23 protein-coding genes are annotated in these 23192 nt (G+C 63.3%); 16 read left to right on the top strand and 7 right to left on the bottom strand.

Annotated elements, in window-relative coordinates:
- The first annotated feature begins 22 nt into the window (after positions 1–22).
- From V1294_RS35935 to V1294_RS35910, 6 genes are all read left to right on the top strand, one after another.
- Positions 23–298: a YiaA/YiaB family inner membrane protein gene (locus V1294_RS35935; RefSeq protein WP_108519868.1), complete on the top strand. Its 276-nt coding sequence runs from the start codon at positions 23–25 to the stop codon at positions 296–298.
- A gap of 191 nt (positions 299–489) precedes the next feature.
- Positions 490–849, top strand: a complete 360-nt coding sequence (locus tag V1294_RS35930; protein WP_334503933.1) for a hypothetical protein — start codon at positions 490–492, stop codon at positions 847–849.
- 380 nt (positions 850–1229) lie between these two features.
- Positions 1230–1505, top strand: a complete 276-nt coding sequence (locus V1294_RS35925) for a YiaA/YiaB family inner membrane protein (protein WP_334485432.1) — start codon at positions 1230–1232, stop codon at positions 1503–1505.
- Positions 1506–1770: 265 nt separating this feature from the next.
- A complete protein-coding gene (locus V1294_RS35920; RefSeq protein WP_334504969.1) occupies positions 1771–2769 on the top strand; it encodes a hypothetical protein in 999 nt (332 codons plus the stop codon).
- Positions 2766–3965, top strand: coding sequence for a hypothetical protein (locus tag V1294_RS35915; protein ID WP_334503931.1), 1200 nt, complete (start codon positions 2766–2768; stop codon positions 3963–3965). The genes V1294_RS35920 and V1294_RS35915 overlap by 4 nt, the downstream gene beginning before the upstream one ends.
- A gap of 93 nt (positions 3966–4058) precedes the next feature.
- Positions 4059–4265 carry a hypothetical protein gene (locus V1294_RS35910; RefSeq protein ID WP_028350436.1) on the top strand — a complete coding sequence of 69 codons (207 nt, stop codon included), beginning with the start codon at positions 4059–4061 and terminating at the stop codon, positions 4263–4265.
- Positions 4266–4417: 152 nt separating this feature from the next.
- Here the strand turns inward: V1294_RS35910 and V1294_RS35905 are convergent, their stop codons facing one another.
- Positions 4418–5269 carry an SDR family NAD(P)-dependent oxidoreductase gene (locus V1294_RS35905; protein ID WP_334503929.1) on the bottom strand — a complete coding sequence of 284 codons (852 nt, stop codon included), beginning with the start codon at positions 5267–5269 and terminating at the stop codon, positions 4418–4420.
- Positions 5270–5340: 71 nt separating this feature from the next.
- Complete coding sequence (locus tag V1294_RS35900; RefSeq protein WP_108519874.1) at positions 5341–5721, bottom strand: winged helix-turn-helix domain-containing protein; 381 nt, start codon at positions 5719–5721, stop codon at positions 5341–5343.
- Positions 5722–5827: 106 nt separating this feature from the next.
- On the opposite strand from V1294_RS35900, the gene V1294_RS35895 reads away from it, so the two are divergent.
- From V1294_RS35895 to V1294_RS35885, 3 genes are all read left to right on the top strand, one after another.
- Positions 5828–6952 carry an alkene reductase gene (locus tag V1294_RS35895; protein ID WP_334503926.1) on the top strand — a complete coding sequence of 375 codons (1125 nt, stop codon included), beginning with the start codon at positions 5828–5830 and terminating at the stop codon, positions 6950–6952.
- A gap of 149 nt (positions 6953–7101) precedes the next feature.
- On the top strand, positions 7102–7614 hold the full coding sequence (locus V1294_RS35890) for a GFA family protein (RefSeq protein ID WP_334503924.1): 513 nt from the start codon (positions 7102–7104) through the stop codon (positions 7612–7614).
- Between the two features lie 123 nt (positions 7615–7737).
- Entirely contained in the window at positions 7738–9402 is a 1665-nt protein-coding gene (locus V1294_RS35885) for a thiamine pyrophosphate-binding protein (RefSeq protein WP_334503922.1), read from the top strand.
- A gap of 216 nt (positions 9403–9618) precedes the next feature.
- Here V1294_RS35885 and V1294_RS35880 read toward each other — a convergent pair whose 3' ends face one another.
- Both V1294_RS35880 and V1294_RS35875 read right to left on the bottom strand, forming a co-directional pair.
- Entirely contained in the window at positions 9619–10878 is a 1260-nt protein-coding gene (locus V1294_RS35880) for an IS110 family transposase (RefSeq protein WP_334494766.1), read from the bottom strand.
- Between the two features lie 319 nt (positions 10879–11197).
- Complete coding sequence (locus tag V1294_RS35875) at positions 11198–12586, bottom strand: LLM class flavin-dependent oxidoreductase (RefSeq protein ID WP_334503920.1); 1389 nt, start codon at positions 12584–12586, stop codon at positions 11198–11200.
- A gap of 194 nt (positions 12587–12780) precedes the next feature.
- Here V1294_RS35875 and V1294_RS35870 point away from each other — a divergent pair, with 194 nt between their 5' ends.
- Positions 12781–14166 carry a M20 family metallopeptidase gene (locus tag V1294_RS35870; protein ID WP_334503918.1) on the top strand — a complete coding sequence of 462 codons (1386 nt, stop codon included), beginning with the start codon at positions 12781–12783 and terminating at the stop codon, positions 14164–14166.
- Positions 14167–14173: 7 nt separating this feature from the next.
- On the opposite strand, the gene V1294_RS35865 is transcribed toward V1294_RS35870, so the two are convergent.
- The 3 genes from V1294_RS35865 to V1294_RS35855 all read right to left on the bottom strand — a co-directional run bounded on the left by V1294_RS35865 (position 14174) and on the right by V1294_RS35855 (position 17296).
- Positions 14174–15682: a tripartite tricarboxylate transporter permease gene (locus V1294_RS35865; RefSeq protein WP_334503916.1), complete on the bottom strand. Its 1509-nt coding sequence runs from the start codon at positions 15680–15682 to the stop codon at positions 14174–14176.
- Between the two features lie 7 nt (positions 15683–15689).
- Positions 15690–16175 carry a tripartite tricarboxylate transporter TctB family protein gene (locus V1294_RS35860; protein WP_334503914.1) on the bottom strand — a complete coding sequence of 162 codons (486 nt, stop codon included), beginning with the start codon at positions 16173–16175 and terminating at the stop codon, positions 15690–15692.
- A 149-nt stretch (positions 16176–16324) separates the two neighbouring features.
- Positions 16325–17296 carry a Bug family tripartite tricarboxylate transporter substrate binding protein gene (locus V1294_RS35855; protein ID WP_334503912.1) on the bottom strand — a complete coding sequence of 324 codons (972 nt, stop codon included), beginning with the start codon at positions 17294–17296 and terminating at the stop codon, positions 16325–16327.
- A 669-nt stretch (positions 17297–17965) separates the two neighbouring features.
- Between V1294_RS35855 and V1294_RS35850 the strand changes: the two genes are divergently transcribed.
- The 6 genes from V1294_RS35850 to V1294_RS35825 all read left to right on the top strand — a co-directional run bounded on the left by V1294_RS35850 (position 17966) and on the right by V1294_RS35825 (position 23186).
- Positions 17966–18934: a LysR family transcriptional regulator gene (locus tag V1294_RS35850; protein WP_334503910.1), complete on the top strand. Its 969-nt coding sequence runs from the start codon at positions 17966–17968 to the stop codon at positions 18932–18934.
- A gap of 103 nt (positions 18935–19037) precedes the next feature.
- Complete coding sequence (locus V1294_RS35845) at positions 19038–19889, top strand: amino acid ABC transporter substrate-binding protein (protein WP_334504967.1); 852 nt, start codon at positions 19038–19040, stop codon at positions 19887–19889.
- 214 nt (positions 19890–20103) lie between these two features.
- Entirely contained in the window at positions 20104–20835 is a 732-nt protein-coding gene (locus V1294_RS35840; RefSeq protein ID WP_334485406.1) for an amino acid ABC transporter permease, read from the top strand.
- Between the two features lie 2 nt (positions 20836–20837).
- Positions 20838–21530 carry an amino acid ABC transporter permease gene (locus V1294_RS35835; RefSeq protein ID WP_334485404.1) on the top strand — a complete coding sequence of 231 codons (693 nt, stop codon included), beginning with the start codon at positions 20838–20840 and terminating at the stop codon, positions 21528–21530.
- A gap of 6 nt (positions 21531–21536) precedes the next feature.
- Positions 21537–22268, top strand: coding sequence for an amino acid ABC transporter ATP-binding protein (locus V1294_RS35830; RefSeq protein WP_334485402.1), 732 nt, complete (start codon positions 21537–21539; stop codon positions 22266–22268).
- Between the two features lie 57 nt (positions 22269–22325).
- Positions 22326–23186 carry a D-amino-acid transaminase gene (locus tag V1294_RS35825; RefSeq protein ID WP_334503908.1) on the top strand — a complete coding sequence of 287 codons (861 nt, stop codon included), beginning with the start codon at positions 22326–22328 and terminating at the stop codon, positions 23184–23186.
- Positions 23187–23192: the final 6 nt, after the last annotated feature.

Raw genomic sequence — 23192 nt, 5'->3', positions numbered from 1 at the left:
CCCATATCAACAGGAGATTGTCATGAACCAGAACGTCCAACCCCACAGCGGTGCCTGGGTTACCTTCACTTACGCTTCGTTTTCCGCCTCGGCCTTCATGGTCGCCGTCGGCGTGTTCTTCCTACCGCTCGATCTCTGGATCAAGGGCTACCTCGCGATGGGCATCGTCATGCTCGTTCAGTCCTGCGTCACCCTGACCAAGACCGTGCGCGACATGCACGAGAGCGGCAAGATGGTGAACCGCATCGAGGACGCCAAGGCCGAGCGTTTGCTGATGGAAGTTTCCAAGGCCGCGTAACCTGTGACGCGGTGCTGGCGAGGCGGGCGGCGGATGTTTCGGCATTCGCCGTCCGTTCGGCGGCCAGGCATGATCGAGAAATCGCTGCAATCCGGCTTTGCGTCGGAAGTCTCAAGGAAGGATCGACTTCAATGAAACGACCCGTGGTGTTTCTTCTGCTGGGACCTTCGCTGGTTGCGCTCGCGGTGTGGATGGTTGCTGCTGCCATCGCGGGTCGGATCGACGATGGCTTCATTGGTGTATGCGCAATAACGGCCTTTCTGCTCACCTTGCCTGTATCGTCGATCGCCGGGCTCATGGACGGGTATCTTGCACGGGGTTTGCCGACGCTCTTGAGGGCATCCCTGACCGCAGCCTTCGGCATGACGATTGCCATCGGCCTGATTCTCGCCCTGTTCGCGATCATGTTCTCGCCGACGGTGCCGCCAGAGGTCATGAACGGCGCACTCTGCGCCGGCCTGTTCCTGCTGCTGCCGATGGGCATGTGCTCGCTGTTGTCGAACGATAATGGCAACCGGCAACGGCGTTCGATTGAACCGCTCTGCGCGTGACGAAGCGATGTGCGGGCCGCGTAACCTGTGACGCGCGGCGCTAGCGAGCGAGGACGGCGGATGTCTCAGCATCCGCCGTTCGCTTGGTCGCTTTGACGGTGCCGGTCAACTGACGATTGCAGAAGGTCTGACTTCGATGAAGAAAGCGCTCGTGTTCATGGACGCCATGGCCGGAGCCGCAGTTCCCTGTCATGATTCATTTGGCGTCGCGGCTCAATGTATCGTTTACCCTGTCACAACCTAAGGCTGATCGGCTCATAGCTCCTTAACCGGCGCGGGCGCAGAAATGCCGGGCGGATCAGGTTGCGGCGCGGCTTCGCGAAACGCAGCCTGTCTGAGACTGATATTTCATCGCATAATCTCATTTGCAGGACGGCGCCATGAATCAGAATATCCAGCATCACAGCAACGCCTGGGTCACCTTTACCTACGGTTCGTTCGGCGCCTCGGCCTTCCTGGTCGCGATCGGCGTCTACTTTCTCCCCGTCGACCTCTGGATCAAGGGCTATCTTGCGATGGGCATCGTGATGCTTATTCAGTCCTGCGTCACCCTGACCAAGACCGTGCGTGACGTGCATGAGAGCAGCCGCTTTGTGAACCGCATCGAGGACGCCAAGACCGAACGGCTGCTGATGGAAGTTTCCAAGGGCTCTTAGTTTTCAAGGCTTCATCATTTCCAAGGTCTCGTAACCTGTGGCGAGGTCGTGGCGAAGACAGGCGGCGGATGCTTCGGTATTCGCCGTTTGCCTGCCTTGCAGAATGTTTGACGTCACCAACACATCGTTTACCCTCCTGCCACAGTAACGTCTCGCACTCATGGCTCCTTAACGGGCTCGGCGCACAAATCCGGACCGAGTGCGGGCAAGCGGCATGGCGTCTTTCTTGAGTGGCAATTCAGCGATCCGTCGTGCTTTGGGCCAGATCCGCTCCGCGGCCGCAAGTCTTGGCGGCTATGGCGTCTTCTGGCTGAAGGCGCTGCGCCAGCCGACCATCGATCTCACCATTCGCACCCATTCCGGGTTGATCACGCGCATTGTCGAAACCCCCGGCCTGTCGCTTCCGCAAGCCGAGCTCGGCGAACTAGTGTCGCAACTGCGCGTCGTGGCCGCCAAAACGCTGCCTGCGGAAAGCCTCACCTACGGCATTTTCTCCGGCGACCGCGAACGGTTGTCACGTGCCATCGTCACGCTGATCTCCGAGGAGGCGACCGGGCGGCCGATCGCCTTCAACGCGCTGTCGGTGATGGATGTCGAACTCGATGGCGAACCTGCCGAAGTCACCCATCTCGGCCTCGTCATGGTCGATCCCGACGAGCGCGGGCGGGGACTGTCCTGGGTCCTGTATGGCCTGACGGCGCTGGTTCTCTTTGTCCGTGACGGGCTGCGCCCGAAATGGATATCGAACGTCACCCAGGTGCCGTCCGTCGTCGGCATGGTCAGCCAGACCTTTGCGGACGTTTTTCCGTCGCCGCATCCGGACTCACGCCAGAGCTTTGCGCATCTGCAACTGGCGCGTGGCATCATGTCGCGTCACCGCGCTGTGTTCGGCGTGGGTGAGGAAGCCGGCTTCGATGAAGCCAGATTCGTCATCACCAATGCCTATACCGGCGGATCGGACGCGCTCAAGAAAACCTTCGAAGCCGCGCCAAAACATCGCGACGAGCAATACAACGCGTTTTGCGCCCGCGAGCTGGACTACGCCAGGGGCGACGACGTCCTGCAGCTCGGCCGCATCGATCTCGCGGGCGCGCGTCGCTATCTCCTGAGCGAAGTGCCCTCCGGCTCGCTTCCGGCGCTGCTTGCGACCGGCACCGCGCTGGCCCTGCAGCGGCTGGTGCTTCCCGCCGTTCACTGGATGGACGATACGCGGCCGTTCGGCATCTTGCGGCCGCGGACATCCGGTAATGGGAGCGGCCCATGACGCCGGGAATGATCGCCGATTCCATCGTCAACCTGTGCGGCGCGATTGGCCTTGGCGTCGCCATGGCCACGCTCTACCGGCGTGATCCCAGGAGCCCGCTGACCCGGCGCCTGCTGGTCGCGCTTGGCATCATCGCGTTGCTGTTCCTGGTACGTGGCGTGGCGTGGTGGAGCGGCAGCGGGGCGCTCGACAACCTGTCGATGATCCCGGCCGCGCTGATCCCGCTGGGCGCCTTGATCGTCACCGAAGGGATCCTGCGGCGTCATGCCCCGCGCCCGGCCAAGATCGTCATTCTGGCCGGCGGCATCGCGCTCGGTCTCGCCGGCGCGGTAGGGTCGGAGCGTTTTGCCGCGCCCTTTGCCATCCTGCTTGTGCTGTTCCAGCTTGGCGGCTTTGCAATCTGCGCCTGGCTGCTGGCGACGCGCGACCGGACCACGCTGATGGCGTCCGAGAATCGCAGCATCGGCCGCCTCGCCGTCGGCGCCGTCCTCGTCATTCCCTTCATCGTCACCGATTTCAGGGTGTTGATGCCGGATATTCCGGTCAGGCTCGGGGCATTGGGGGCGCTGCTCGTCGTTACCGCGATCCTGATCGCGGAACGCGGCGCGGAGACGCAGCGTCAGGCGCTGCTGATGACGGCGTTGCGACTCTCGAGTTCGGCGCTTCTCGGTATTGCAGCGGCGTTTGTCGCGCCGGAGGTCGATGCGGCGCAGGTCATGCGATTTTGCGCGATTGCGATCGCCGGCGTTCTCACCATCGGATTGATGGTGGACGCGCTGCGTGCCCACTTCGAATCGCAGGTGCCCGGCGTTCTCAATTCCGTCGCGGCGTCGCCGGCCAGAACCCGCGACGCGCTGATCGCGGAACTCGCGCGTCACCCGATCTTCGAAAGCGCCCGGCGCTATCGCGAGAGCGAGCTCCTGAGCTACGATCCGCCGCTGCTGCGCGATTTCCTGTCGAGCGTGCGGGTGCTGCGCCGCCCTGACGCGCCGTGGAGCCTGTCATCGTCCGATCCCGCCGTCGAACGCGTGATGTCGCTGCTGGCCGCCAACAGCGCGACGCATCTCATCGTCCTGTCGCACGACCCGATCGACGTCATCGCACTTGCAGTTCCCGTGATTTCGGCAGATCCGGCCACGGAAACGGCGCTGGCCCTGGTGCGGCGCCTGCTGGCGCTGACGCCGGAGACCATCTGACATTCCGTCACGCAAATTTTGTTGACCGGCTTACGAAATGCATCGTGACTGTGATAAGACCGCCGCCGTAACGGTTCACGACGGGGCAGGCCGATGTCGAAGCAAGCGATGCGCGAGGAGGCCGAGCGCCTGATCCGCGAGACGATGGAAAAGAAGGCCCTCGTCATCAAGCAGGGCAACACCAGGATCGAGGCAGTTTGCGGCAAATGCGGTGCGCCGAACCGCGTCCAGGCTGAAAAGGGAGCAACCCGCGTCAAATACGTCTGCAAGCAATGCGGCGACAAGCAGGTGACGCTGTAGGGATGCGCGATTTGTAGTTTGTAGGGTGGGCAAAGCCAACGGGTCGCGCGAATGCGCGCCCGATGACAGGCTCCGCGTGCCCACCATTTCTTGCGGAGTGCGTGATGGTGGGCACGGCGCTAGCGCGCCTTTGCCCACCCTACGCATTACGCTCATTCCCCCTTCACAAACTTCGCGAACGCCTCCGCATAATCCGGATGCCAGCGCGACAGCGCGGGACGATTTTCCACGATATCGCCGGCCGCCCACAGCATGCGCCGTTCGTCGAGCGGCCGCGGCACGTCATTGTCCGGGCACAGGATGTAGAAATCCCCGGCCTCGATGCGTGCGATCATGAAGTCGACGGTCTGCTCCGCCGTCCAGGCGCCGGGCGGCTTCTCAGTGCGGCCGCGCGCGGTCAGCGCGGTGAAGACGTGGCCGGGGATCATCAGATGGGCAGTGATCCCGCAGCCCGGTATGTTGCGCAACTCGTGCTGCAGCGCCTCCGTCTGCGCTTTCACGCCGGCCTTCGAGACGTTGTAGGCGGGATTGCCGGGCGGCGTCGTGATGCCCTGCTTGGAGCCGGTGTTGATGATGAGACCGGGCCGCCCGCGTTCGACCATGTGAGGGGCAAACGCCTGCGTGCCGTGAATGACGCCCCACAAATTGACCGCGAGAATGCGCTGCCAGTTTTCCAGCGGGCCAAAACTGTTGCTGTCGGGGCCGATGCCGGCATTGTTCATCAGGATATCGGTGCCGCCGAACCGCTTTTGCACTGCGGCTTCCAGGTTAGCCAGGTCGTCGAAGCGGCTGACGTCGACCGAGGCTGTCATGACATCGGCAGCGCCGCCCTTTGCGACGGATGCCAGTTGGGCCGCCGCCTCGGCGAGCCGGTCAGCCCCGATATCCGCGATGCAGACCCTCATGCCGATGGCGGTGAAACGCGTGGCGGCGGCAAGCCCGATGCCGGACGCGCCTCCGGTGATCACGGCAACATTGTTCGGCGACATGGCGGGATGGGGCATGTAAAGTTTCCTGGACTGCTTGGGGAGGGCGACCTCAGCGCGTCCAGTTATCGCATACTTTCCGCCTGTTATCAGCCCGCGCGTTTCTTCGCCCGGCCGATATCGGATCGCAATGCCTGCAATTCCTTGCGCGCCGCGCTTATGGCATTGCGTTCGATCTTGCGGTAGCGCGCGACCAGCGAGAGGCCGAACGGCGTCAGCACCGCGCCGCCGCCATTCTTGCCGCCGGTTTGCCGTTCCACCGCGGCCTGGCGGCAGATTCGGTTGGTCTCGTCGACCAGATCCCAGGCGCGCTTGTAGGACATATCCATCGCACGGCCGGCGGCCGAGATCGAGCCGCTTCGGTGGATCGTTTCGAGCAACTCGATCTTGCCAGGACCGATACGCCCCCCTGCGTCGATATCAATGCGAACACTGAGTGAGGGAAGCGACTTGCCGCTCGGTTTTTGCATGGAAGATGTGCTCACTCGCTTGGAGGCTACGCGTTGCGTCCCAAACCTTTTACGAACAAGCTGAAGCGGTTACATATCCGTATCAACACGGGGTTCTGGAATAGACATGAATTATCCATCGCTGTTTTCGCCGCTCAAGGTCGGCCCCTATCAGCTCAATCATCGTCTCGCGTTAGCGCCGTTGACACGGATGCGGGCGGCAAAACCCTCGCTCGCGCCGCGGCCGCTCAACGCCGAATATTATGCGCAGCGCGCGACGCCGGGCGGGTTGCTGATCGCCGAAGCCTCGCCCGTGACGGAGACGGGCTTCGGCAGCCCCGGCGTGCCCGGCATCTATACCGAGCAACAGATTTCCGGCTGGCGCGAGGTGGTCGATGCCGTTCACGCCAGGGGTGGAATCATTTTTCTGCAGCTCTGGCATGTCGGACGCGTCTCGCATTCCTCGTTCCAGCCTGATGGCGTGTTGCCGGTTGCGCCGTCGGCGGTGCCGATCGCGGACCTGAGAACAGCGACCGCGGACGGCAAGGCGGTGCCTTATGAGACACCGCGGGCGCTCGAGACATCGGAGATTCCTGGCGTGGTCGACGCCTATCGGCAGGCGGCGAAGAATGCGCTTGCGGCCGGCTTCGACGGCGTCGAGGTGCACGGCGCCAACGGCTATTTGATCGAGCAATTCCTGCAGTCGCACACGAACCTGCGCACCGACCGATATGGCGGCTCGATTCCGAACCGCACGCGCTTCCTGATGGAAGTGACGCAGGCGGTGGTGGACGTGTGGGGCGCCGATCGCGTCGGCGTGCGGCTGTCGCCCTATGGCGTCGCCAATGGCAGCGGCGAGCCGGACCCGATGCCGCTCTACACATATGCGGTTGAACAGCTCAGTCCGCTTGGCTTGGCATATCTCCATTTCATCGAGCCGCGCTCCTCCGGCGCCGGCCGCGCCGAGGTCAACCATCAGAACGTGCCGTCGGCGATGGTGCTGTTCCGCCCGATCTGGAAGGGCGTGCTGATCACCGCCGGCGGCTTCACCGGCGAAGCGGCGGATGCGGCGATCCGGGATGGCCATGCCGACGCGGTCGCGTTCGGCCGCATCTTCATTTCCAATCCGGACCTGCCGCGCCGCCTGCAACGCGGTTTTCCGCTGACGCCCTATAACCGCGCGACGTTCTACGGCGGCGACGTAGCGGGCTATACGGATTATCCGGAGCATAGCAAGCTGGAGCAGGCGTGAGTTACCGCCATCATTGCGAGCCACCCGGTCGGCGCGTAGCGCCGCCGGATGACAGGCTCAGCGAAGCAATCCATCCGTCCACGGGGAAAGAATGGATTGCTTCGTCGCTTTGCTCCTCGCAATGACGAAACGTGAGGATAGGGCCAAACATGTTTCCGGAAGAGGAATTAGAGAAGAAGAAAACCAAGGCCGTATCCCTCGGCAAACCCGCCGCCGGCCAATGCCTGTGCGGCAAGGTCGCCTTCGAGATCGACGTGCCGGCGCGCTGGGCCTGGCACGATCATTCGCCGGCGAGCCGCCGGGCGCATGGCGCGGCGTATGCGACCTATGTCGGAAGTTGGCGCAAACGCTTCCGCATCACCAAGGGCAAGACCAGCCTTGCACGTTATGAAGACGAGGCCACCAAGACCGTACGCAGCTTCTGCTCGAACTGCGGCACGCCGATCGCCTATGAACGCCCGCGCTCGCCGCATATGGTCAACATCCCCCGTGCGCTGTTTTCCGGCCGCACCGGGCGGCAACCGCTCTATCACATCGCGATCGAGGAACTGCAGGAATGGGCCTACACCGGCGAACCGCTGGTGCCGCTGAAGGGATATCCCGGCGTGGTCTGGCAACGCTCGAAAAAGAAGAAGCGTACCAACAGCGAGGGGATGTTCTAGTGTTGCTGCTGCTTCGTGCCCCGGACGCAGTGCAGCCATGACCTCCCTCCATTGCGCGCGCCCTCCAAGTTTGATCATCTGCCTCCATCCCGCAAGTCAACGAACCGGCGGGCGAGAGGAAATATGAAAAACAAGATCACCGGCCGCTCCGCATTCCTCGCACTGCTGAAGGACGAGGGCGTCACGCATCTGTTCGGCAATCCCGGCACCACCGAGCTGCCGATCATGCACGCGCTGAAGGACCATCCGGACCTCACCTATGTCATGGCGATGCAAGAAAGCCTCGTTGTCGCCATGGCCGACGGTTTCAGCCGCGCCTCGGGCAAGCTCGTCGCCTGCAACGTCCACGTCGCGCCCGGCCTTGGGAACGCGATGGGCTCCCTTTACAACGCCAGCTTCACCGGCACGCCCCTGATCCTGACCGCCGGCCAGCAGGAGCAGGGCCACGGCCTGACGGAGCCGGTGCTCTACGGCCCGCTGGTGCAGATGGCGCAGCCGCTGGTGAAATGGGCCGTGGAAGTAACGCGGCTGGAAGACCTGCCGCGCATCGTGCGCCGCGCCGCCAAGATCGCGACCACGCCGCCGACCGGGCCGGTGTTCATCTCGCTGCCCGGCGACATCCTCAATGCCGAGGCCGGCATCGAACTCGGCCGTTCGACCCGGGTCGATACCCGCGTCCAACCGTCAGGCGAATCGCTGCAGGCACTGACAGCGCGCATCTTGAAAGCGGAGCGGCCGGTGATCATCGTCGGCGACGAGATCGTCAAGAGCGACGCGTTGCGGGAGGCGGCTCAATTGGCGGAGACGCTGGGCTGTCCGGCGTATCAGTCGTCGACACCCTATGGCGCGCATTTCCTGTCCGAAAGCCCGTGCTTCATGGGCGCGCTGGCGCGCATCCAGAAGATTGCCCGCGACACGCTCGCGCCTTACGACCTTATCATTGCGCTCGGCGGCGATCCGCTGCGGATGTCGGTCTACAGCGAGACCGATCCGCTGCCGGACGGGCTGTCGATCGCGCAAATCGGGCTGGTCGATCACGATCTCGCCAGGAATTACGGTGCCGAGATCGCGCTCAAGGCCGACGTGCGGGAAACCCTGCGCGCGCTGGTGCCGGCGCTGAAGGCCGCGGGCGGCGGGGCGCTCGAGACGCGGGCGAGACAGGGACTGGACGCGCTGGCGTCGAAGAACTGGACGGCCCGGCGCAAGCCGCTAGTCGAACAAATTTCGAAAGCGGGCAAAACCTCGCCGATCGATCCGGACTGGCTGGCGCTGCAGGTGGTCGAGGCGATGCCTGATAACGCGATCCTGGTCGACGAGGGACTGACGTCATCGCGGCAGATGATCGCGCTGCGGCCGCATCGCGACCGCTACGGCTATCACGCGCTGGCTTCGGGCGGCATCGGCTGGGGATTGCCGGCGTCCGTCGGTGTCAGTCTCGCCAATCCGGAGCGGCCGGTCGTGTGTTACTCCGGCGACGGCAGTTCGATGTATTCGATCCAGTCGCTATGGACGGCGGCCAATCACAACCTGCCGCTGACATTTGTGATCGTCAACAATGGCGGCTACCGCATCATCAAGCAGCGGCTGCTCGCCTTCCACGGCGACGATCACTATGTCGGCATGGATTTCATCGACCCGCCGGTGGATTTTACGGGAATGGCGAAGTCGCTGGGGTTGGAGGCGACGCGGGTCACCGATCCTTCGCAGTTGAAGTCCGTATTGTCATCCGCCTTCAGCCGTCCTGGCGCGAAGCTGATCGAGGTTGTCGTGAGCAATTCGGTGAATTGATCGTCATTGCGAAATCGTAGGACCTCCTAGCTTTCGTCAAGGAGCTGGGCGTCCTTGAATGACGAGCGTAGCGCCGTGCTCGCCGCCGTCCAGGACGCTCCGCGCCGGCTACGCCGGTGCCGATGGCATCCTGGACAGCGTCTGCGCGCGTCGCTGTCGGGTTCGGCAGGTCGGGACGAAGGAATGGTCGCAAGCGGCCGAACCAAGGAATGAGGCTTACTGTTTGACGGAGATCTGCGAACTCCCGCGGTTGGCATCATACAGGGTCCGGCTCTTGAGGGTCGAGCATAGAGCCGAGAGCAGGCGATCGCCCACGCTACGCAACGCACGTGCATGGCCGTGGCCGCGCTGCCGCAAGGCATCATAGCGGCGCCGCGCGGCAGCATCGTGCTGGATGGCAACGCGCGACCAATGATGAACGGCGGTCTGCAGCCTCCTGTTGCAGGCGTGGCGGCGGATCACGAAGCGTTGTTTGCCGCTTTGCCGCGTCACCGGAGCAACCCCTGCCAGCGCACGCAAGGCGTGATAATCTCGGGCCTGCAGCGGCTGCGCTGCCTCGGTGAGCAGTGTGGCGAGAACAATCCTGCCGATTCCCGGCCAGGAGCGAAGGATTGCCACGTCACACTGCTCACGGCTCTGCCCCGACGGGCTCTCCTCGTCCGGTGCCGCGAGCCCGGCGCAGAGGCCGTCCAGGGCGTTGTGGGCTTCCTTGATCTGCTGATTGACCAGGTGCATGCGCGCCGCGAGACTGCGGATATGCACGCAAGCGGCCTCCGTCGTGCCTGGGGCGACGAACAAGGCCGTCTTGCGCAAGGTCTGCAGCACGGTGGCGGCATCGAGACGCCGGATGCGGTGGTCCTTGAGGATGCGCGCAACCGTCTTCTCCGTTACCTTCGCGGCGGCGGCGGGGGTCGGCACCTTTTGCCACAGCGCCAGGAACCAGTCGTCCCCGACATCATCGGCTAGTTCGGTCGCCTGCGGATAGTAGCGCCACAGCTGCTGACGCAGACGATTGGCCAGACGCGTCCGTTCCTGCTGCAACTCGTCCACGAGGCGCGACCACTCGCGCAGCTCGATCACCACCGGATTGTCGATCGCAAGCTGCCGGAAGGCTTTCCGATCGGTACGCAGTGAGTCTCCAAGGACAAGGGCGTCTCGGCTGTCATCCTTGGCGCCTGCGACTGTGAAGCGATCGCGGAAACGATCGAGCTGCTTGGGATTGATGGCAAAGACCACAAACCCGTGCTCGAGCAGCATCTCCACCACGGGACCATGCGGCATCTCGATCGCGACGGCGATCTGCCCCGGCGCAGCCCCGGTCTTCTGCAGCAACCAATCTCGCAGTTCCGTCAGTCCGGCTCCGCCATGGGCGAACTCCCGCTCGCCCATGCGTCCTCCTTCGCTATCAAGCAGGCAAACGCGGTGGCTCTGTGTTGCCCAATCGATCCCGACAAACCAACGCACATCCTCAACCATTACTGGACCTCCTCGCTTCTCAAAGCGGGCCCACTGCGATCCCGATCGATCCCTGTACTGGCGCTCTTGGCGCAAACCTCCTAGTGGATATTGATCGCAGCCGCTCCACCGGGGCGCAGGTCCTACGAAGGTGGCTCATAGCACGGGTGGGTCAGGCAGCTCCCGGCAGATCGGCCCGTGCAGCCAGTCTACATCAACGACTGGTGCCGAACGCCAGAAGGGTACAGGGTGGGCAAAGCGAAGCGTGCCCACCATTCAGATTAGCGATGTGGATAGGTGGTGGGCACGGCGCGAAGTGCGCCTTTGCCCACCCTACAAGTTACTTCGCCGCCGCAGCGCGTGGCTTCACGCGATACCTCGCCGCCGGATGCTGCTCCGTTAACCGCGCCCGTCCGGCACCAAACAGCTTCTCCCGCAGCGTTCCTTCCGAATACGCGCTCTTGTAGCGTCCACGCTTTGTCAGCTCCGGCACCAGCATGTCGGCGATATCCTCGAAATCGCCGGGCGAGGTGGCAAACGCGACGTTGAGGCCATCGACATCGGTCTGCTCGAACCAGGCTTCGATATCGTCGGCGACCTTCTCCGGCGTGCCGACCACGACGGGGCCGGCGCCGCCGATGCCGACATGCTCGACGACCTCGCGCACGGTCCAGACCCTATCAGGATCCGCTCGCGTGACGTTGTCGAGCGCGGTGCGCCCGGCGTCGTTCTGAACGTGGCGCACCTGCTGGTCGAGGTCGTAGCCCGAGAAATCGATACCCATCCAGCCCGACATCAGCGCCAGCGCGCCCTCGGGCGCGATGTGGCAGCGATAGTCGGCGTATTTTTCCTTCGCCTCGGCCTCGGTGCGGCCGAGAATGATCGTCATCATGGAGAACATCAGGATCTCGGCCGGATTGCGTCCGATCTCCTTCGCAGCCGTGCGGATCGCCGCCACGCGCGGACCGATGACCTTGGCCGACGGGCCGGACATGAACACGCATTCCGCGTGCTGGGCGGCAAATTGCCGTCCGCGCGGCGAGGTGCCGGCCTGATACAGCACCGGCGTCCGCTGCGGCGACGGCTCGCTGAGATGAATGGCGTTGAGCCGGTAGTTGGCGCCCTCGTGCTCAATGCGGTGCACCTTGGAAGGATCGGCGAAAATGCCGCGCGCGCGGTCGCGCAGCACGGCGTCGTCCTCCCAGCTTCCTTCCCAGAGCTTGTAGGCCAGCTCCATATATTCATCCGCGATCTCGTAGCGGTCGTCATGCGCGGTCTGCTTGTCCTTGCCAGCGCCGCGGGCGGCGCTATCGAGATAGCCGGTCACCACGTTCCAGCCGATCCGCCCTTCGGTCAGATGATCCAGCGTCGACATCCTGCGCGCAAACGGGTAGGGCGGCTCGAAGGACAGATTGCTGGTGACGCCGAAGCCGAGGTTTTGCGTCACCGCCGCCATCGCCGGGATCAGCATCAAGGGCTCGTTCGCCGGCGTCTGCGCGGCATTGCGCAGCGCGGCGTCCGGGCTGTTGCCGAACACGTCGTAGACGCCGAGCACATCGGCGAGAAACAGCCCGTCGAACCGGCCGCGCTCCAGCGTCTTCGCCAGATCGAGCCAATAGGGCAGGCGGTTGTAGCCTAAGGTGCGGTCGCGCGGATGGGTCCAGAGCCCCGGCGATTGATGCGCCACGCAGTTCATGGCGAAGGCATTGAGCCGGATTTGTTTTGTCATGACGCGAACCTCGGTGCGTGCAGGGTCCAGGGTCCCCCTGCGCGTTCGCCCGGTTAAACGCCGGGCTGTTGCCTGAAATTGTTGCATCCTCGCGATTTTTAGCAAGGCCCATTCGGCAGTCCATGCCACTTCCAGCGGGCGGCTTATCCCGATAGGTTGCGTTCCACACATTAGTGAACAAGGGAAAGAAAAATATGGCTGATAGGGCCGACGCGATTGCGCGGGTGCGTGAGCATCTGAATTCCGGCGCGTTTCTCGCCGAGCTCGGCCGCAGGGTCGGTTATCGGACCGAAAGCCAGAACCCCGGCAGCGGCGAGGCGTTGCGCGCCTATCTCGTCGATGACCTCCAGCCCGCCTTCGCCGCCCTCGACTTCTCCACCCGCCTGATCGAATCGCCGAGCGGCAAGGGTCCGTATCTGCTGGCCGATTATCGCGAGGATGCCTCGCTGCCGACCGTGCTCACCTACGGCCATGGCGATGTCGTCGATGGCATGGAAGGCGAATGGCGCGACAACCTCGATCCGTGGCAGGTCACGACCAAGGGCGAGCGCGTCTATGGCCGAGGCACCGCCGACAACAAGGGCCAGCACAGCATCAATCTCGCGGCCTTGCGCGCGGTGCGCGAGACCCGCGGCGGCAAGCTCGGGTTCAACGCCAAATTCATCATCGAAACCGGCGAGGAGATCGGTTCGCCCGATCTGCGGCAGGTGTGCGAAGCCCACCGCGAGGACCTGAAGGCGGATCTGTTCCTGGCATCCGACGGGCCGCGGTTGTCGGCCGATCGGCCGACCATTTTCCTCGGTTGCCGAGGCGGCAACCGCATTCACCTCGACGTCAACTTGCGCGAGGGCGGAAACCATTCCGGCAATTGGGGCGGCGTGCTCGCCAACCCCGCGACGATCCTTTGCAACGCCATCGCGAGCCTCGTCGACGGCAAGGGGCGGATGAAGCTCGACGCGCTCAAGCCGCCGCGGATCTCGAACGCCGTCCGCGCGGCGCTCGCGGACGTGAAGATCGAGCCGACTGCCGATGAGCCGGCGCTGGCGGCCGACTGGGGCGAGGAGGGATTGTCGCCGGCCGAGCGGCTGTTTGCCTGGAATACGCTGGAAGTTTTGGCGATGTCGTCCGGCAATATCGAGAAGCCGGCCAACGCCATTCCCGGTCGCGCCAATGCCGTGCTGCAGCTCCGTTTCGTCGTCGGCACCAAATATGAAGAGGTCATCGACGCTGTGCGCGCGCATTTGCATGGCAACGGCTTTCCGATGGTGGAGGTCAGCGGCGCGCAGCGCTTCGCGGCCTCGCGCACCGATGTCGACAGCCCCTGGGTGAACTGGACGGCGAACTCGATCCTGAAGACCACCGGCAAGGCGCCGGCGATCCTGCCCAATTTCGGCGGCTCGCTGCCCAACGACGTGTTCGCTGAAGGACTGGGCCTGCCGACGATCTGGGTGCCGCATTCCTATCCCGGCTGCTCGCAGCATGCGCCGGACGAACACATTCTTCTGCCGGTGACCGAGGAAGCGCTCGCCATCATGGCGGGGGTGTTCTGGGACCTCGGCGAGATGAAGCGGGCGTTCTAGCTGCGGCTCACACCCCTTCATCGAGCGCGACCAGTTCGCGCTTCTTGCGCAGTGCCGGCAGCAGCGGGCCGATCAGCAGTACGGCCGCCAATGCGAGACAGGCGGCCGAGATCGGCCGCTCGACGAAGGTCATCAGATCGCCCTGCGAGAGAATAAGCGACTTGCGCAGGTTGTTCTCCAGCATCGGCCCGAGCACGAAGGCCAGAACCAGCGGCGCCGGTTCGTAGCCGAGCTTGCGCATGAAATAGCCGATAATGCCGAATGCGATCATCACATAGACGTCGAACACGTTATTGCTCGAGCAATAGACGCCGATGATGGTGAACAGGATGATCAGCGGGAACAGGATGTTGTAGGGCAATTTGAGGAGCTGCACCCACATGCCGATCATCGGCAGGTTCAGCACGAGCAGCATCAGATTGCCGATATACATGCTGGCGACGATGCCCCAGAACAGGCCGGGGTTCTGCGTGATCATCAGCGGACCGGGCTGCAGCCCGTGAATGACGAAGGCGCCGAGCAACAGCGCCATCACCACGTTCGGCGGAATGCCTAATGTCATCAGCGGAATGAAGGCGCCGCCGGCGGCGGCGTTGTTGGCGGCCTCGGGACCTGCAACACCCTCGATCGCGCCATTGCCGAAGCGCTCCGGCGTCTTGGACAGCCGCTTCTCCAACGCGTAGGACGCGAACGACGAGATCACCGCGCCGCCGCCGGGCAGAATGCCGAGGAAAAATCCAAGGACCGTTCCGCGCGTCATCGGGCCGGCACTGGCTTTCCAGTCCTCCCTGCTTGGAAGGAGGTGCGTGATCTTGGTGTTGATGACGTCGCGCTTGATGACCTGCTCGGTGTTGAACAGGACTTCGGCGACGCCGAACAGGCCCATGACCACGGGAACGAGGCCGATGCCGTCGATCAGCTCCAGGCGGCCGAAGGTCAGGCGCGGTTGCGCGGTAATGCTGTCGAGCCCGATCACGCCGAGCACGACGCCGATGCAGGCCATCAGCAGCGCCTTCGCCATCGAGCCCTGCGTCAGGAAGGTCAGCACCACGAGGCCGAGCACCATCAGGCTGAAATATTCGGCCGGACCGAAGGCGATTGCGACGCTGGCGAGCTTGGGCGCCACCAGCATCAGCGCGATCAGCGCAAAGGTGCCGGCGAAGAACGAACCGAATGCGGAGATGCCGAGCGCTGGTCCCGCGCGGCCCTGCTTGGCCATCTGGTGGCCATCGATACAGGTGACGACGGAAGCGGCTTCGCCGGGAATGTTGACCAGAATCGAGGTGGTCGAGCCGCCATACATCGAGCCGTAATAGATTCCGGCCATCATGATGATGCCGGACTCCGGCGTTCCCGACAGCGTGATCGGCAATAGCAGCGACATCGCCGAGATCGGGCCGATGCCGGGCAGCACGCCGACCAGCGTGCCGATGAACACGCCGATGAAGCAGTAGATCAGGTTGACGGGTTGAAGGGCGACGCCGAAGCCATGGGCGACATTGATGAGTGTGTCCATGGTGCGATCAGCCGATTTCGAAGATGCCCGAAGGCAGTTGGATCAGAAGCAGGCGTTTGAGGACCCACCACATGCCGAGCGGAACGAGCACGGCAACCGGAACGGCCAGCGGCCAGCGGACCGGGTCGACCACGCGCAACAGCAGCAGCATCAGCGGAATCGAGGACAGCAGAAAGCCGAGCGGGTTAAGGGCGAAGGAAAAGGCGATGAGGCAGACGATCACCAGCAGCGGCTTGGTCCAGCGCGTGTTCACCCAGCGCGAGCCGAAGGTCGGCCCGCCCTCGGTCAATGCGGCGATGATGACCGAGGCGGCGAACAGGCACATCAGGATGCCGGTATAGAACAGCACGAACCCGGCGCCGGGATCGTTGATGGTGCCGAGCTTGAGCTTGAGGCCGGACCAGATCACGAAGCCGCCGAGCGCAAGCCCGACCAGCCCGCCCCACAGCTCGGAATTGTTGAGGCGGAATTTGACGTCGGTGTCGTTACTCATCGATTATTCTTTCAGCCGTTCCCCGGACGTAGCGCTGCACCATTAGCGTGTTTACGCGCGTCTTGACGCTATGGTGGTGCGCTGCTGAGCAGGGTCCCGGTTCTGCGAAGCAACGCTCGCGCGCTGCGTCGCGCCCGGGACACGGCGATTCATTTGGTCTTCTTCGCCAGCCCGAGCTTGTCGACCACCTTGCGCTCGGACTCGGTGACCTCGACGACGAACTTCTTGTAGTCCTCGGTGCTCTTGTAACTGGGCACCATGTCGAATTTGGCCAGCGTGGCGATCACGGCCGGATCGTCCAGCGCCTTCTTGAAGGCGTCGTGCAGCTTGGCGACGATCTTTGGGTCCATCCCCTTGGGGCCGGCGATGCCGAACGGGGAGTCATAGACCATGGGGTAGCCGAGTTCCTTCAGCGTCGGCACATCGGGATAGTTCGGCGAGCGAGCCGAGGTCCACACCATCAGAAGCCGCAGCTTGCCGGCGTCGACCAGCGGCCGCCAGCCGGTCGAGTCCGCCTGCAGCATGGTGTGCTGGCCGAGCACTGCGGCATTGGTTTCCGCGCCACCCTTGAAAGGCACCTGCGTCAGCTTGATTCCCGCCATGCCGGCGATCTGCTCCATGCCGATATGCAGCGACGTGCCGGCGCCCGGGGTGGCATAGGTCACCTTGCCGGGGTTCTGCTTGGCGTAGTCGACGACGTCCTTCCAGGTCTTGAACGGCGACTCGGCGCTGGTGGTGACGCCGAACGTGTAGCCGGTGAGGTGGACGATATAGGTGAAGTCCTTGTCCGGATTCCAGGAGACTTCCTGCATCAAGGGCAGGCGGAACACGGTGATCGGGATTTGGGCGATGGTATAGCCGTCGGACCTGGCGCCTGCCGCCATGGTGGCAGGGCCGACGGTGCCGCTGCCGCCGGCCTTGTTGTCGATGGCGATCGGCTGTCCGAGCACCTTGGACGCGCTTTCGGCGATCGCGCGCATCGAGATGTCGGTCGAGCCGCCCGCGGGCCACGGGACAATCAGCGTGATCGGCTTGGTGGGATATTCCTGCGCGCCGGCGGCTGCTGAAATCAGCATGCCGACGGCAGCGACAGCGATCGTCAGACGGCGAGCTCTGGACATATCGAACACTCCCTTGCGGCCTCTTTTGTGGGGAGGCGCGCTTATCTTCTTTTTCTGGGTTCGATCTTCCCCGAAATCGCCAGAGAAGAAAAGCGTATTGACCGCGGCGAACACCGCCGAGGCCGTCGCAATCGGGTGGAAATGTGGCATGCGACAAATTGGTCTGGCGCGGCTTCCCGAGATACGGAATTATGCCGCCGGCGGCAGGGCAAACGCGCTTGCTTCGCTGGCCTCCGGCTTGCGATCGATCAATATCGGCCGTCAGTGATCGTCCGATCGAAACGCGCAAGAACCGATCGGGCGAAGGGTGTCGCTCGCCAAATCAAGTCCCGGGACGCCGCCATTGATGCCAGGTCTGCATGATGCAAAATTTGCATAACCTGCTCGCGACGTGGCAGGCTAATGAAGGCGCGACCTCATGGGTGAACGCGGACCGGCTTATATGACTGGCCGAGGAATGATCGGGATTGTCGCACTGATGACGGCACCGTGTGGCGATGCAAAGCATGCATTGGCCGGCCTGCCGGCCAATCCGCTACGTTTGCCGGCATGGGGCTTCACATTTCGTATCGAGAACCGGCGCCGGTTGGCGTCCACGGCCTTGCGCTGCCCCGAGGCGGCCTTTGCGGCCGCGCGGCGGGCGCGGCACGCATCAAAGCGGGGAGCGTGATGGAGCTTCGCTGGCTTCAGGATTTCCTGATGGTGGCCGAGACCGGCAATTTTACACGCGCCGCCGAGAAACGAAATACGTCTCAGGCCGCGTTCAGCCGCCGCATCAAGTCGCTGGAGGCCTGGCTCGGCTTCGACCTGATCGACCGCAGCGTCTACCCGACGCAGCTCACGCCGCAAGGCGAGCGTTTCCGCGAACATGCCGGCGAGTTGCTGCGGCAGATGCTCGACAGCCGTCTCGAGCTTGGCGGCAAGCCGCTTCGCCGCAACGAACATATCCGCATCGCCCTGCCGTTTGCGATGGCGACCGCGCGATTGCCACGTTGGTGGCAGGCCTGGTCACAGGAGCGGCGGCTGAGCTGTTCGGTGGTGGTGGGCAACATCCACGATCTCGTCACCTCGCTGGTGTCAGACAATGTGGATCTGATGATCTGCTACCACCATGCCCAGCAGCCGATCCATCTCGATCCGGGTCTTTACGAGTGTGTGACGCTCGGCACAGAATTCCTGCGGCCCTATGCCAGCGAAGCGCTGGTGGCCAAGGGAGGCGCGTCGCTGCCCGGACGGGCGTCGCATCCGGTGCCGCTTCTGATGTATTCGCCCGGCGTCTATTTCGCCCGGCTGGTCGATCTCATCCTCGAAAATGCTCCCATTTTCGGCACGCGGGTGATCGAAAGCGACATGTCCGACGTCCTCTGCGGGATGGCGCTGAGCGGCCGCGGCGTAGCTTGGTTAACGGAGGGCACCGGGGCGGCTTCGGGGCGGAAGCGGCTGACCCCGATCGGCGGCGAAAAATGGGCGTTGCCTTTGTCTTTAGTCGCATTCAGGGGTCGAATGCATGATGGTCAACGGGGGCTAAATCTGTTTTGGTCCGAATTGTGCAGGCATAGTGCCGCGCACGCCGGGGGCGGTCTTGCGAAGACAAGTTCGAGACCGCCGGCCAAACGGCCCGGCAAGTTGCTGAGTTAGGGTGGATGAGCAATCATCTGAAACCTTTGGAGGGAGAAGTTACGTGAAACACCGTCAGATTATCGGCTGCCTGCTCGCGGGTGCGTTGTGCACCACCCCGGCAATGGCGCAGGAACTCACCGGGACGCTGAAGAACATCAAGGAGACCGGCGCCATCACGCTCGGCTTCCGCGACTCGTCCATTCCGTTCTCCTACCTCGACGACAACCAGAAGCCGATCGGCTACGCCATGGACATCTGCTACAAGATCGTCGATGCCGTGAAGAAGGAGCTCAAGCTCGACAAGCTCGAAGTCAAGCTCAATCCGGTGACGTCGTCGACCCGCATCCCGCTGCTCGCCAACGGCACCATCGATCTCGAATGCGGCTCGACCACCAACAATGCCGAGCGCCAGAAGCAGATCGCCTACACCAACACCCACTTCCTGACCGCGAGCCGCTACGTCACCAAGAAGGCGGCCAAGATCAATTCGATCGACGATCTCAAGGGCAAGTCGGTGGTCTCCACCGCCGGCACCACCAACATCAAGCAGCTCACCGAGGCCAACGGAGCGCGCAGCCTCAACATCAACATCATCCCGGCCAAGGATCACGCCGAAGCGTTCCTGATGGTCGAGACCGACCGCGCGGTGGCCTTTGTGATGGACGACATCCTGCTGGCGAGCCTGATCGCCGGCTCGAAAGCGCCGGATGATTATGTGATCTCCAAGGATGCGTTCTCCAAGCCCGAGCCCTACGGCATCATGCTGCGCAAGGACGATCCGGCCTTCAAGAAGGTGGTCGACGCCGCGACCGCGGCGCTCTACACGGGCGGCGAGGGCCAGAAGATCTACGACAAGTGGTTCATGCAGAAGATCCCGCCCAAGAACCTGAATCTCAACGTTCCGATCAGCTCCGAACTCAAGAACGAGTTCGCCAAGCCGTCGGACTCGCCGGATCCGGATTCGTATAAGTAAGGGCAGACCTCATCGTGAGGCGCCGCGCTATGCGCGGCGCCTCCAGCAATAACGGCGAAGCCGTTATGCAGGGTGAGGGGCAAATAGCTGGTCCGGCCATTTTTCAAGCGGAGAATGGCCGGACTTTTGCATAAGCATAGTGACGCATAAGCGTTAGTGATACATAAGCGTTAGTGACCAGGGGCCTTACCGGCACTTTTGGGCAGGGTGCAGCGTGAACTATAACTGGAACTGGCACATCTTCTTCGAGCCGAACCCGACCGGGGCCGGCACCTATCTCGACATGCTGGTGGCGGGATTGCTGCTGACCATCAAGACGGCGCTGCTGGCCTGGGTCATTGCGCTGATCTTCGGCACGATCATCGGCATCTTGCGCTCGCTGCCGTCGAAGACGGCATCCTGGATCGGCTTTGGCTACGTCGAATTCTTCCGCAACATGCCGCTGTTGGTGCAGCTGTTCCTCTGGTTCTTCGTGCTGCCCGAACTGTTGCCGCGCGCTGCGGGGCTGTGGATGAAGCAGCTTCCCAACGCGCCGTTCTGGACGGCGGCGATCGGGGTCGGCCTGTTCATGTCGGCGCGCGTCGCCGTACAGCTCGCCGCAGGGATCGCCTCGCTGCCGCGCGGGCAGAAGCAGGCCGCGACCGCGCTCGGGCTGACGACCGGGCAAGGCTATCGCTACGTGCTCCTGCCGATCGCGTTCCGCATCATCCTGCCGCCGCTCACGTCCGAATTCCTCAACACCATCAAGAATACCTCGGTCGCGATCACCATCGGCCTGATCGAGTTGACCGGCCAGGCGCGGGCGATGCAGGAATTCTCGTTCCAGGTGTTCGAGGCCTTCACCGCCGCGACCGTGATGTATCTCGCAATCAACATCATCGTCGTCACCGGCATGCGCTTCCTCGAACGCAGCCTGGCGATCCCCGGCTACATCACGGGGAAATGACGATGTTCGACAATCTCGATTTCGACGTCATCCGCCGCTCGCTGCCGTATCTTTTCCTCGACGGCATGAGCTTTACGCTGATGCTGACCGGGTTGTCGGCGCTGGGCGGCCTGGTCTTCGGCACGCTGATCGCGCTGATGCGGCTGTCGAGCTACAAGCTGCTCGGCCGTATCGCCGGGCTCTATGTCGACTTCATGCGCTCGCTGCCGCTGGTGCTGGTGATCTTCTGGTTCTATTTCCTGGTGCCCTATATCGGCCAATGGCTGACGGGCGCGTCGCGGCCGATACGTGTCGGCGCGTTCACCTCTTCGCTCGTCACCTTCATCATGTTCGAGGCGGCGTATTTCTCCGAAATCATGCGCGCCGGCATCCAGTCGATCTCAAGGGGACAGCCGGCGGCGGCAAGCGCGCTCGGCCTGACCTATGCTCAGTCCATGCGCTACATCGTGCTGCCGCAGGCATTCCGCAACATGCTGCCGGTGCTGCTGACGCAGACCATCGTGCTGTTCCAGGACACTTCGCTGGTCTACGTGCTGTCGATCCCGGATTTCCTCGGCGCCGCCAGCAAGGTGGCGCAGCGCGACGGGCGCCTGGTCGAGATGTATCTGTTCGCGGCGTTGGTCTATTTCGTGATTTCCTGTGTCGCGTCCTATGGCGTCCGGCGCCTGCAGGCGCGCATTGCTATTGTTCGGTGAGAACCCATGATCGAAATCAGCCACGTCAATAAATGGTACGGGCCGAGTTTCCAGGTGCTGAAGGACTGCACCACCAGCGTCGCCAAGGGTGAGGTGGTGGTGGTGTGCGGGCCGTCGGGTTCTGGAAAGTCGACGCTGATCAAATGTGTCAACGCGCTGGAGCCGTTTCAGGAGGGCCAGATCATCCTCGACGGCATCAAGGTCAACGATCCCAAGACAGATTTGCCGAAGCTGCGCGCCCGCGTCGGCATGGTGTTCCAGCACTTCGAGCTGTTTCCGCATCTGCGGATCATCGAGAATCTGTGCCTGGCGCAGGAGAAGGTGCTGGGGCGCTCGCACGACGAAGCCATGGCCAAGGGCCACAAGCTGCTCGAGCGCGTCGGACTGACGGTGCAGGCAAACAAATACCCGGCCGAATTGTCCGGCGGCCAGCAGCAGCGCGTGGCGATTGCACGGGCTCTCGCCATGGACCCGATCGCGATGCTGTTCGATGAGCCGACTTCGGCGCTCGATCCCGAAATGATCAGCGAGGTGCTCGACGTCATGGTCGATCTGGCCCATGAGGGCATGACCATGATGGTCGTCACCCACGAAATGGGTTTTGCCAGCAAGGTCGCCAATCGCGTGATCTTCATGGACAAGGGCGAGATCGTCGAGGATGCGCTGAAGACCGATTTCTTCGGCAGTCCGCGCAGCGAGCGCGCGCAGCAGTTCTTGTCGAAGATTCTCTCGCATTGACAATTTGGTTATAATAAACGCGGCGCAATTGCTTCGCGCTGACAGGAGACCTCTACTTTGGAACAGATCGCTTACGTCAATGGTTCGTTCGTGCCACTTTCAGAGGCGAAGGTCTCGATCCTCGACCGCGGATTCCTGTTTGCCGATGGCATCTATGAGGTCGCCGCCGTGCTCGAAGGCAAGCTGATCGACAATGCCTCGCATCTGGCGCGGCTGGAGCGCTCGGTCGGCGAGATCGAGCTGGCGTTGCCGGAGACGACCGCACGCATCCAGGAGATCCAGAAGGAGCTGATCGCGCACAACAATCTCGTCAACGGCATGGTCTATCTGGAAGTGACCCGCGGCGCCGATACCGGGCGCGACTTTGCGTTTCCCAAGGGCGACGTCAAGCCGACGCTGATCATGTTCACCTCGACCAAGGACATCATCAATGCGCCGTCAGCCAAGACCGGCATCAACGTGATCACGGTGCCCGATCTGCGCTGGGCGCGGCGCGACATCAAGAGCGTGGCGCTGCTGGCGCAGGTGCTGGCCAAGCAGGCGGCGGCGGTGGCCGGCGCCGGCGAGGCCTGGATGATCGAGGACGGCAAGGTGACCGAAGGCGGCTCGTCGTCGTGCTTCATCCTGACCCAGGACGACGTGATCGTGACGCGGCAGAACGGCAGCGCGATCCTGCCCGGCTGCACCCGCAAGGCGGTGGTTGCTCTGGCCGAAGAGCGCCAGCTTCGCGTCGAGGAGCGGGCGTTTTCCGTCGAGGAGGCGCTGGCCGCCAAGGAAGCCTTCGTCACCAGCGCGAGCGTTTTCGTGCAAGGCGTGGTATCGATCGACGGCAAGAAGGTCGCCGACGGCAAGCCCGGCCCGATGACCAACCGCCTGCGCGAGATCTATGTCGAGTTCGCCAAGGCGACGGCGGTGTAGTGCGAT

The organism is Bradyrhizobium sp. AZCC 1678, from assembly GCF_036924765.1.
Lineage (GTDB): Bacteria > Pseudomonadota > Alphaproteobacteria > Rhizobiales > Xanthobacteraceae > Bradyrhizobium > Bradyrhizobium algeriense.
This window is presented reverse-complemented; position numbering and strand designations above follow the sequence as displayed.

Bases quoted from the DNA above. Each gene is read 5' to 3' on its own strand.
- V1294_RS35925 (WP_334485432.1), top strand. From the start codon at position 1,230: ATGAATCAGAATATCCAGCATCACAGCAACGCCTGGGTCACCTTTACC.
- V1294_RS35885 (WP_334503922.1), top strand. From the start codon at position 7,738: ATGAAAAACAAGATCACCGGCCGCTCCGCATTCCTCGCACTGCTGAAG.
- V1294_RS35895 (WP_334503926.1), top strand. From the start codon at position 5,828: ATGAATTATCCATCGCTGTTTTCGCCGCTCAAGGTCGGCCCCTATCAG.
- V1294_RS35905 (WP_334503929.1), bottom strand. From the start codon at position 5,269: ATGCCCCATCCCGCCATGTCGCCGAACAATGTTGCCGTGATCACCGGA.
- V1294_RS35830 (WP_334485402.1), top strand. From the start codon at position 21,537: ATGATCGAAATCAGCCACGTCAATAAATGGTACGGGCCGAGTTTCCAG.
- V1294_RS35845 (WP_334504967.1), top strand. From the start codon at position 19,038: ATGGCGCAGGAACTCACCGGGACGCTGAAGAACATCAAGGAGACCGGC.
- V1294_RS35880 (WP_334494766.1), bottom strand. From the start codon at position 10,878: ATGGTTGAGGATGTGCGTTGGTTTGTCGGGATCGATTGGGCAACACAG.
- V1294_RS35875 (WP_334503920.1), bottom strand. From the start codon at position 12,586: ATGACAAAACAAATCCGGCTCAATGCCTTCGCCATGAACTGCGTGGCG.
- V1294_RS35915 (WP_334503931.1), top strand. From the start codon at position 2,766: ATGACGCCGGGAATGATCGCCGATTCCATCGTCAACCTGTGCGGCGCG.
- V1294_RS35850 (WP_334503910.1), top strand. From the start codon at position 17,966: ATGGAGCTTCGCTGGCTTCAGGATTTCCTGATGGTGGCCGAGACCGGC.
- V1294_RS35935 (WP_108519868.1), top strand. From the start codon at position 23: ATGAACCAGAACGTCCAACCCCACAGCGGTGCCTGGGTTACCTTCACT.
- V1294_RS35860 (WP_334503914.1), bottom strand. From the start codon at position 16,175: ATGAGTAACGACACCGACGTCAAATTCCGCCTCAACAATTCCGAGCTG.
- V1294_RS35910 (WP_028350436.1), top strand. From the start codon at position 4,059: ATGTCGAAGCAAGCGATGCGCGAGGAGGCCGAGCGCCTGATCCGCGAG.
- V1294_RS35890 (WP_334503924.1), top strand. From the start codon at position 7,102: ATGTTTCCGGAAGAGGAATTAGAGAAGAAGAAAACCAAGGCCGTATCC.
- V1294_RS35855 (WP_334503912.1), bottom strand. From the start codon at position 17,296: ATGTCCAGAGCTCGCCGTCTGACGATCGCTGTCGCTGCCGTCGGCATG.
- V1294_RS35835 (WP_334485404.1), top strand. From the start codon at position 20,838: ATGTTCGACAATCTCGATTTCGACGTCATCCGCCGCTCGCTGCCGTAT.
- V1294_RS35870 (WP_334503918.1), top strand. From the start codon at position 12,781: ATGGCTGATAGGGCCGACGCGATTGCGCGGGTGCGTGAGCATCTGAAT.
- V1294_RS35930 (WP_334503933.1), top strand. From the start codon at position 490: ATGGTTGCTGCTGCCATCGCGGGTCGGATCGACGATGGCTTCATTGGT.
- V1294_RS35865 (WP_334503916.1), bottom strand. From the start codon at position 15,682: ATGGACACACTCATCAATGTCGCCCATGGCTTCGGCGTCGCCCTTCAA.
- V1294_RS35900 (WP_108519874.1), bottom strand. From the start codon at position 5,721: ATGCAAAAACCGAGCGGCAAGTCGCTTCCCTCACTCAGTGTTCGCATT.